General features: G+C 61.6%; 11 protein-coding genes. 7 read left to right on the top strand and 4 right to left on the bottom strand.

What is annotated here, in order from left to right; all coding sequences use genetic code 11:
* Nucleotides 1–921 (bottom strand): thiamine pyrophosphate-binding protein (locus Q7U49_RS09250; protein WP_304763953.1); only part of this gene is annotated, 921 nt, incomplete at its 3' end.
* A gap of 138 nt (nt 922–1,059) precedes the next feature.
* On the opposite strand from Q7U49_RS09250, the gene Q7U49_RS09245 reads away from it, so the two are divergent.
* Nucleotides 1,060–1,983 (top strand): LysR family transcriptional regulator, encoded by a 924-nt coding sequence (locus Q7U49_RS09245; protein WP_304763965.1) that lies wholly within the window; start codon nt 1,060–1,062, stop codon nt 1,981–1,983.
* Here Q7U49_RS09245 and Q7U49_RS09240 read toward each other — a convergent pair.
* Entirely contained in the window at nt 1,964–2,851 is an 888-nt protein-coding gene (locus Q7U49_RS09240; protein WP_304763952.1) for a LysR substrate-binding domain-containing protein, read from the bottom strand. The genes Q7U49_RS09245 and Q7U49_RS09240 overlap by 20 nt on opposite strands.
* Nucleotides 2,852–2,904: 53 nt before the next feature.
* On the opposite strand from Q7U49_RS09240, the gene asd reads away from it, so the two are divergent.
* The gene (asd, locus tag Q7U49_RS09235; RefSeq protein ID WP_304763950.1) at nt 2,905–3,750 is read left to right on the top strand and encodes an archaetidylserine decarboxylase; all 846 of its coding nucleotides are present in this window, start codon (nt 2,905–2,907) and stop codon (nt 3,748–3,750) included.
* A 140-nt stretch (nt 3,751–3,890) separates the two neighbouring features.
* On the opposite strand, the gene Q7U49_RS09230 is transcribed toward asd, so the two are convergent.
* Nucleotides 3,891–5,000, bottom strand: coding sequence for a glutaredoxin family protein (locus tag Q7U49_RS09230; protein ID WP_304763949.1), 1,110 nt, complete (start codon nt 4,998–5,000; stop codon nt 3,891–3,893).
* A gap of 231 nt (nt 5,001–5,231) precedes the next feature.
* Here Q7U49_RS09230 and Q7U49_RS09225 point away from each other — a divergent pair, with 231 nt between their 5' ends.
* Together Q7U49_RS09225 and Q7U49_RS09220 are read left to right on the top strand one after the other, a co-directional pair.
* Nucleotides 5,232–5,630: a PA2779 family protein gene (locus Q7U49_RS09225; protein WP_304763947.1), complete on the top strand. Its 399-nt coding sequence runs from the start codon at nt 5,232–5,234 to the stop codon at nt 5,628–5,630.
* 32 nt (nt 5,631–5,662) lie between these two features.
* Nucleotides 5,663–6,577 (top strand): PA2778 family cysteine peptidase, encoded by a 915-nt coding sequence (locus Q7U49_RS09220; protein ID WP_304763946.1) that lies wholly within the window; start codon nt 5,663–5,665, stop codon nt 6,575–6,577.
* A 32-nt stretch (nt 6,578–6,609) separates the two neighbouring features.
* Here the strand turns inward: Q7U49_RS09220 and purU are convergent, their stop codons facing one another.
* The gene (gene purU / locus Q7U49_RS09215) at nt 6,610–7,458 is read right to left on the bottom strand and encodes a formyltetrahydrofolate deformylase (RefSeq protein ID WP_304763945.1); all 849 of its coding nucleotides are present in this window, start codon (nt 7,456–7,458) and stop codon (nt 6,610–6,612) included.
* Between the two features lie 54 nt (nt 7,459–7,512).
* Here purU and Q7U49_RS09210 point away from each other — a divergent pair, with 54 nt between their 5' ends.
* The 3 genes from Q7U49_RS09210 (at nt 7,513) to Q7U49_RS09200 (ending at nt 8,588) form a co-directional block, all read left to right on the top strand.
* Nucleotides 7,513–7,830, top strand: coding sequence for a nucleotide pyrophosphohydrolase (locus Q7U49_RS09210; RefSeq protein ID WP_304763943.1), 318 nt, complete (start codon nt 7,513–7,515; stop codon nt 7,828–7,830).
* A gap of 81 nt (nt 7,831–7,911) precedes the next feature.
* Complete coding sequence (locus tag Q7U49_RS09205; RefSeq protein ID WP_304763942.1) at nt 7,912–8,166, top strand: type II toxin-antitoxin system Phd/YefM family antitoxin; 255 nt, start codon at nt 7,912–7,914, stop codon at nt 8,164–8,166.
* Nucleotides 8,163–8,588, top strand: a complete 426-nt coding sequence (locus Q7U49_RS09200) for a type II toxin-antitoxin system VapC family toxin (protein WP_304763940.1) — start codon at nt 8,163–8,165, stop codon at nt 8,586–8,588. Before Q7U49_RS09205 ends, Q7U49_RS09200 begins: the two co-directional genes overlap by 4 nt.
* Nucleotides 8,589–8,637: the final 49 nt, after the last annotated feature.

Here is an 8,637-nt window from a genome sequence, read left to right as displayed (position 1 = left end):
TTGCGTGGGTTCGATGTCCACATGGACAAAGGTGCGGCCCTTGCAATACACCTCAGTGCTGCCGGTGTGGCGGTTCGCCCAGCGGTTGCCTAGCCCCAGCACAAAGTCGCTGGCCAGCATGGTCGCGTTGCCATAGCGGTGGCTGGTTTGCAGTCCGACCATGCCGGCCATCAAGGGGTGGTCATCGGGAATCGTGCCCCAGCCCATCAGGGTGGGAATCACCGGCACGCCGGTGAGCTCGGCAAACTCGACCAGCAGGTCGCTGGCGTCGGCGTTGATGATGCCGCCGCCGGCCACGATCAAGGGTTTGCTTGACGCCATCAGCATATCAAGGGCCTTCTCAATCTGCTTGCGGGTGGCCGCTGGCTTGTACACGGGCAGCGGCTCATAGGTGTCAATGTCAAATTCAATCTCGCCCATCTGCACATCGAACGGCAGGTCGATCAGCACCGGCCCCGGGCGGCCCGAGCGCATCAGGTGAAACGCTTGCTGGAAGGCGCGCGGCACCAGTGCCGGTTCACGCACCGTGACACTCCATTTGGTCACCGGCTTGCTGATGCTCTCGATGTCTACCGCCTGAAAGTCTTCCTTGTACATCCGGGCGCGTGGTGCCTGGCCGGTGATGCAGAGAATCGGAATGCTGTCGGCAATGGCCGAGTACAGGCCGGTGATCATGTCGGTTCCGGCCGGCCCACTGGTGCCAATGCAAACACCAATGTTGCCAGCGGCGGCGCGGGTGTAGCCCTCTGCCATATGCGAAGCCCCCTCCACGTGGCGCGCCAGAATGTGGGTGATCGACTCGCGCTCGCGCAGCGCCGAATACAAGGGGTTGATGGCGGCGCCGGGCACGCCAAAGGCGGTTGAGATGCCTTCTTTTTCCATCACCAGCACGGCGGCCATTGCAGCTTTCATCTTTGCCATTGTCATCTCCAGTCGGGGTTGTTGATGGCCTGAAGTATTTCCCGGCGCAAGTCTTTCTGGAAGTCGGTCAGGCAGCATTACGCTTATTCCCAGCCGGAATATTGCCAATGGCCGCCATCCATGGTCTACTCTCGCGCCATGGACCGACTTGAGGCCATTCGGCTGTTTATTCGCGTGGTGGACCTGGGCTCTTTCAGCAAGGCGGCTGCCGAGCTGCGCATTGGCCAGCCCGCGGCGACCAAGCGCGTGGCGCAACTGGAGAAGCAGCTGGGCGCACGCCTGCTGCACCGCTCCACCCACGGCGTCACCCCCACCGAAATTGGTTTGCTGTACTACGAAAAATGCCGGCTGATCGCGCACCATGTCGATGAGGCCGAATCTGTGGCTGGCCTGCTGCAGTCCCAGGTGCATGGCGTGTTGCGTGTCAGCACCTCGGTGGCTTTCGGGCGCCGTGTGCTGGTGCCCTTGCTGATGCGCTTCATGCGCGAGCACCCGCAACTGCAGGTCGAGCTGAACTTTGATGACCGCTATGTGAATCTGGTGGAGCAGGGCATGGACGTGGCCATTCGCATGGGCCGGCTCGAGGACTCGACGCTGGGTGCGCGCTACCTGGGGCTCAACCCGTGGGTGCTGGTGGCCTCAAACGACTACCTTGCATTGCGCGGCACGCCTCAGACGCCCAATGAGCTGGCAGCGCATGACGCGCTGATCTACAGCACGGTGCAGGGCGATGCGCGCTGGAATTTCACCAGTTCGGAGGGCGACATGCTGTCGATCCCGGTCAAGGGCCCGCTGCGCTCCAACAGTTTGTCGGCTTTGCTGGCCGCCGTCCGCGATGGTTTGGGTGTGGCGGCCTTGCCACGCTATGTTGCCGAGGAATCGCTCAAGACTTCGGCCGTGACGGAACTCCTGATGGACTGGACCCTGCCGGTGCAGGAAATTCACGCGGTCTACAGTTCACCCCGGTTGATTCCCGCCAAAGTGAGCACCTTCATTGCCTGGATGCAAGGCGCCTTTGGCGAGGCCTGGTGGACCGGGCCGATCAAACCATACTCTGCCTGAGCCAGTCGGCAAAGGCCACGCATTCCCAACGCTCCATCATGCCGGTGCGCCAGCACAGGTAGTGCGCGTGCGGACTGGGCACGTTGGTGCCAAAGACATCGCTGGTCCCCAGTCGCACCAGCGAGCCGTTTTCCAGCCAGGGCACGGCCAGCTTGAGACGAATCAGCGCAATGCCCATGCCAGCCGCGGCGCCGTCACACATCAGTCCGACATCGTTGAATTGCGAACCTTCCAGCGGTTCGGGCCAGTCCAGTCCGCGGGCGGCAAACCAGGTGCGCCAGGGCTCCAGCGGGCTGCGCAACAGCTCTTCGCCCTCCAGGTCTTGCGCCACGTCAAACGGCCCGTGTTCGCGCACAAAGGCGGGGGATGCGAGCGGCGTGACTTCGTCCTTGAGCAGGCAGACATGCTCGACGTCGGCATAACGGCCGGTGCCAAAGCGGATCATCAGGTCGGCGTCTTCGGCCACCACATCCAACAGCGGAATCGAAATTTGCAGGGTCAGGTCGATCTCGGGGTAAGCCTCGGTGAACTGGCGCAGGCGGGGGATCAGAATGGCGCGCGCAAAGGTCGGCGTGACCGCCAGACGCAGCTTGCGCTTGCCCGGAGTCGTCGCCGAACTCGGGAATTTTTGCAGCATGCTCAAGCCGTCGCGCACATGCGCCAGGTAGGCGGCGCCTTCGGTTGTGAGAGAGAAATCGGCCCGGCCAAACAACTTGGTGCCAATGATTTGTTCGAGCTGCTTGACCCGGTGGCTCACGGCGCTGGGCGTCACGCAAAGTTCCTCGGCGGTTTGTGTCACGCTGCGCAAACGCGCCAGCGCCTCAAAAGTCAGCAGGCATTGAATGGGAGGGATACGGGCGATGGACATCACAAGATTGTGGCAGGCTGTGGCTCGAAGGCACTGCGTAGAATCCCTGCCTTATGACTGACCGCACCGCCGTACTTGCCCAATACCTGATCCCCAAGCAGGCCATCACTTTGCTGGCCGGGCGCATCGCACGCGCCCAGGGTGGTGCGCTCACCACGCGGCTGATCGCCTGGTTTGTGCAGCGCTACCGCGTCAACATGGCGGAGGCTGCCAACCCGGACATCGCCAGCTACGCCAGTTTCAACGACTTTTTCACCCGTGCCCTCCAAACCGGCGCGCGCCCTCTGGCCCAAGCGGAGCTGATTTGCCCGGTCGACGGCGCCATCAGCCAGTTTGGCCGCATCGAAGGCCAGCAAATCTTCCAGGCCAAGGGCCACCACTACAGCAGCATCGCGCTGGTCGGCGGCGACGCCACGCTGGCCGCCCAGTTTGACAACGGCCACTTTGCCACGCTGTACCTGAGCCCGCGCGACTACCACCGCATCCACATGCCCTGCGCCGCTCGCCTGACCCGCATGATTTATGTGCCGGGCGACCTGTTTTCGGTCAACCCGACCACGGCGCGCGGCGTGCCGGGGCTGTTTGCGCGCAACGAGCGCGTGGTCTGTGTGTTTGAAGGCACGCATGGCCCGTTTGTGCTGGTGCTGGTCGGTGCCACCATCGTCGGCAGCATGGCCACCAGCTGGCACGGCGCGGTCAATGCGCCGCGCCCGGGGCGTTTGAGCGAATGGCGCTATGAAGATCAGTCCATTGAATTCAACCAGGGTGACGAGATGGGCCGCTTTTTGCTGGGCTCCACAGTGGTCATGCTGTTTCCTCCGGGCTCTTTGCGGTTCAACCCGGCATGGCAGCCGGGGGGGGCGATCCGGCTGGGTGAGGTGATGGCGCAAGGCGCTTAACAGGCAGATCAACCATCAGCCTCCCGGTGCGCGTGCTCAAAGCTTGAGCAAGACGACAAAAATTTGGGGAATCCGTGCCAGCTTTGGTGACCGTGCTGCAGCGGAAGCCTGCCACCACACTCGGCAGCTTGCGACACTCATCACAGCAACCAATCAGGCCGCAGTAGAAGAACCAGGCCTAGCGCCAGCATCACCAGCCCACTAAGCAGTTTGAGCCACCTGCCGGTGTTTTCGGTCAGCTTGCGGTGGCTCAGGGCCACCACGGCGACGGTCACCATCAGGGTGTCATCGGCCAGGTAACCCAGGATGTACAGACCCAGATAGGCGTAGTGCGCCGTCGCGCCAACGCCCTGTTGGGTCAGTACGGCGGTATAGAGTGCAGGCAAGCCCGCAGTGCACAACAGCTCGACGAAATTTACCACCACCGCCAGCACCGCCACCGCCAAGAGTGAACTGGGTAAAGTCTGCGCCCCCAGCACGCCACGCACCCGGCTGTAAATACCCGGCTTGGCAGACTCGGGAATCGACAACGAAAACCCCCGGCCCCAAGCCATGAAGTCCTTGACGTTGACCCCACCGATCAGCAAGGCCAGACTGGCCAGCGCCCAGCGCACGGGGGTGGACATACCGACCGCCAGGAAGATATTCAGCCAGGCCGCCATGAAGGCGTAGTAAACGGCACCGCTGACCAGTACAAAGGTGCCGGCCACCATTGCCATGCGTTGCCGGTTCTGCAATCGCATCAACAAGGAGAGCAAAAACAGCAGTACCCACATGGCACAGGGGTTAAAACCATCTAGCAGGCCCAGCGCTAACGTGAACAGTGGCAGGCCCAGTTGCGCGGCGCTGAGTGTGCCAAACAGGCGGCTTTTGACTTGGTCGGGAGGCTGCGGTGCGGCTTGGTCGATCCAGGCCAGCAGGTCAGGGCCGCTGTCAGCCGCGCTGCCAAAGCCAACCAGCACGCGCCCGGCCATGCTGAAAGTGGGCACGCCCGGCGGCCAGACACCGTTGCTGCGTGACAGCGCAATCAATTCGTCGCGCGCAGCAGGGTCCTGATCCACTGCCCTCAGCGACACCTGCAGATGTGGCCGTTCGCGAGCGATCTGTACCAGAAACTGTTTGGCATCGGCGCAATGCGGGCAGCCGTCGCGCACGTACACAACCAGTTCGTGGGTGGCTGAATGCACCGAAGCATCGGCCTTGGCTGGCTCTGTGCCGGCCAGTGCCATGCCAAAGATTACCCCGGCCAATGCCAAGCCAAGCCAAAAAGTTAAAAGCCGATGAAGCATCGATAACACCTCTCAGAAGTGTCATTTTTAAACAAAACAGTCGGTTTCTCAATGAAATAGGGCTGATCCATCGGGTGCGTACTGAATCCAACCGCTGTGCCAGCCCTGCTGTGTCAATTTGTAAGTGGGCTTGACTTGTTGGCCTGATGCGGATTGAATCGCAGCTTTTCGACCCCACCACAAAGGCAAACCATGAAAAGCTTCAAAAAATTCGTCTCCGCGAGCATGATCGTCTGTATCACTGCCGCCGGTCTGCCCCTCAGCGCGCAAGCCCGCATCGTGGCGACCGAAGAAGTCACGGCACCGGCGACCACGGGCACCTTGAGCGCCAGCCGCGACGCGGTGAACCAGTTTCTGGTGCGCGATGACGTTCGCCAGGCCATGCTGGGCCAGGGTGTGACCCCGCAAGCCGCGCTGGAGCGTGTGGCCGCCATGTCCGACGCTGAAGTGGCCCAGTTGGCCGGTCGCATCGACCAGGCTCCAGCGGGTGCCGGTGTAGTGGGCGTTTTGTTCACCGTGTTCATTGTGCTGCTGGTCACTGACATCATGGGCCTGACCAAGGTGTTTCCGTTCACACGATCGGTGCGATGACCGGTCGAGGCGCTCGTCTTCGAACCCCCGTTTTGACGGGGGTTCTTGTTTGGGTGCTGCTGCTGAGTGGCTGCGCCACGCCCCAGGTGGCCAAGCTGGATGCCGCTTGGCCAAAAGACCTCCCGGCGCGTGTTGAACTCGCACACGTGCCATTTTTTCCGCAGGAAGAGTTTGAGTGTGGCCCGGCGGCGCTGGCCATGGTGGCCCATGCCGCGGGCGTCAAGGTCAGCCCTGAGGCGCTGGTGGAGCAGGTTTACCTGCCAGGACGTCAAGGTTCGCTGCAGCCTGAAATGATGGCTGCAACGCGTCGGCAGGGCTTGCTGGCTTACCCCTTGCACCCCAAACTGGAGGACCTGTTGCGCGAAGTGGCGGCGGGCCACCCGGTGCTGGTGTTCCAGAATCTGGCGTTTTCCGTTTATCCGCTTTGGCATTACGCCGTGGTGATCGGTTTTGACCAGGAGCGCCGTGTGCTGTTGCTGCATTCCGGGGTCACGGCGCGCATGGAAATTTCGCTGTTTGCCTTCGAGCGCACCTGGGCGCGCGGGCAGTATTGGGCCATGCTGGCGCTCAAACCCGGGCAACTGCCCGCCACCGCCGAGCCCGCGGCTTACACTGCCGCCGCCGCCACACTGGAGCGCACCGATGCCCGTGGCGCGCAACAGGCTTTTGCCGCCGCGTTGCAGCGCTGGCCCGACGACCGCGCCGCCTTGCTGGGCGCGGGAAACACGGCCTATGCGCTGGGTCAGCACGAAGCCGCCGCCAAGGCCTACCGGCAGACGGTGCTCAAGCACCCAGACTTTGCCGATGGCTGGAACAACCTGGCGCAGGTGCTGATGGCGTTGAATCGCCACGCTGAGGCCAGCCAGGCCATTGCCCGCGCCGTGGCATTGGGCGGGGTGCGGCTAGCAGACTACCTGGCGCTACAGGCGCAGATTGACAAAAAGTAGGGCATCCGCCCTGTTTGATCCAGCGCGGTCGGCTATTTGAAAATCACCGTCTTGTGCCCGTTGATCAGCACCCGGTGCTCGCTGTGCCATTTCACGGCGCGGGCCAGCACCTGGCTTTCGGTGTCGCGGCCCAGCGCCGTCAAGTCTTCCACCGTTTTGCTGTGATCAACCCGCGCCACGTCCTGCTCGATGATCGGACCTTCGTCCAGGTCGGCGGTGACATAGTGGGCGGTGGCGCCGATCAGCTTGACGCCCCGGTCATGCGCCTGGTAATAGGGCTTGGCGCCCTTGAAACTGGGCAGGAACGAGTGGTGGATGTTGATGGCACGGCCACTGAGCTTGCGGCACAGGTCGTCTGACAAGATTTGCATGTAGCGCGCCAGCACCACCAGTTCGGCACCTTCGGCGTCGATGATCTCGATCTGTTTGGCTTCTACCTGCGGCTTGCTGGCGGCGCTCACCGGCAGGTGGTGAAACGGCACGTTGTAGCTGGCCGCCAGCTGGTAAAACTCGCGGTGGTTACTGATGATGGCGCAAATGTCCACGGGCAGCAGGCCGCTTTTCCAGCGAAACAGCAGGTCGTTCAAGCAATGGCCTTCCTTGCTGACCAGGATCACGGTACGCATTTTTTGCGCCTGGGCGTGCAATTTCCATTGCATCTGGAAGGGGGCGGCAAATTCGGCCAGTTGGCTTTTGAGTTCGTCAAAGCTGTGCTCGCCACAGGCAAACTGCACGCGCATGAAAAACAGGCCGGTGTCGTTGTCGTTGTATTGCGCGGCTTCTTCGATGTTGCCGCTGCGCGCCAGCAAAAAGCCGGACACGGCGTGCACCAGGCCCAGGCGGTCGGGGCAGGACAGGGTGAGGGTATAAACAGGATGCATAGGGGCGATATTGTCGCAGCCTTGCTTCATCTTCATTCATCAGGAATAAATCACATGGACCTCCCCGCACTGCAACAAACCTTGCGTGACTTTGCTGCGGCGCGCCACTGGCAAGCCTTTCACACACCCAAGAATCTCAGCACGGCACTGCTGGTGGAAGCTGCCGAATTGGCCGAAATATTCCAGTGGATGAGCGCCGAAGAGTCGCAAGCCGCGGCGCAGGATCCCGTGATGAAAGAGCGTATTGCCGACGAGGTGGCCGACGTGTTGCTTTACCTGCTGCAGGTGGCCGATCAGTGCGCCATCGATATTCCCGGCGCGGTGGCCAACAAGCTGGTCAAGAATGCCGTCAAACATCCGACACCACAGTAGGGTTCGCGTAGCTAATCAGTGCAATGAATTGTCAATTTGTGGTAACGTTGCTACATTGAATTATCTAAGCAGGAGGCCAAGATGATCATTTGCACACTTTCAGCGCGCCAGTTTAATCAGGATGTCAGTAAAGCCAAGAAGGCTGCCATGGCAGGGCCCGTGTTCATCACAGATCGGGGCGAGCCAGCCCACGTCTTGCTGACCTTTGACGCCTACAAAAAAATCACGTGTGGTCCCGCCAAAATCGCCGATTTGTTAGCCATGCCTGGCGTTGAAGATGTACCGTTTGACGCGCCGCAGTCGCGTGAGGTGGCGCAGGCGGCAGATTTTTCATGATGTATTTGCTTGACACGAATGTGGTGTCCGAGTTGCGCAAGGTTCGCTCAGGCAAGGCGGATGCGGGGGTCGCCTCTTGGGCCGACAACGTCGATACTGCCGATTTGTACCTGTCGGTGATCTCGGTTCAGGAGTTGGAAATTGGTGTGCTGCTGTCCGAGCGTCGCGATCCATCGCAGGGTGTTGTTCTGCGGGCGTGGCTGAGTGGGCATGTGTTGCCCGCCTTTTCGGGGCGGATTTTGAGCGTGGATGCTGCGGTGGCGCAGTGCAGCGCGCGCTTGCATGTGCCAGATCCGCGCCCCGTGCGTGATGGGCTGATTGCTGCGACGGCCCTGGTTTACGGCATGACGGTAGTCACGCGCAACGTGGCCGATTTTGAGCCCACTGGGGTAAAAATTTTGAACCCATGGGCAAGCCGCTGAGCGCCAGAACGCTGTCCGGTGAGCTGCCGCAATGGTTGCAGCCGCGTAG

The sequence above is a fragment of the Rhodoferax sp. genome, from assembly GCF_030653815.1.
Lineage (GTDB): Bacteria > Pseudomonadota > Gammaproteobacteria > Burkholderiales > Burkholderiaceae_C > Rhodoferax.
Note: the sequence above shows the minus strand (reverse complement) of the source record. Positions and strands in the feature narration are given on the sequence as shown.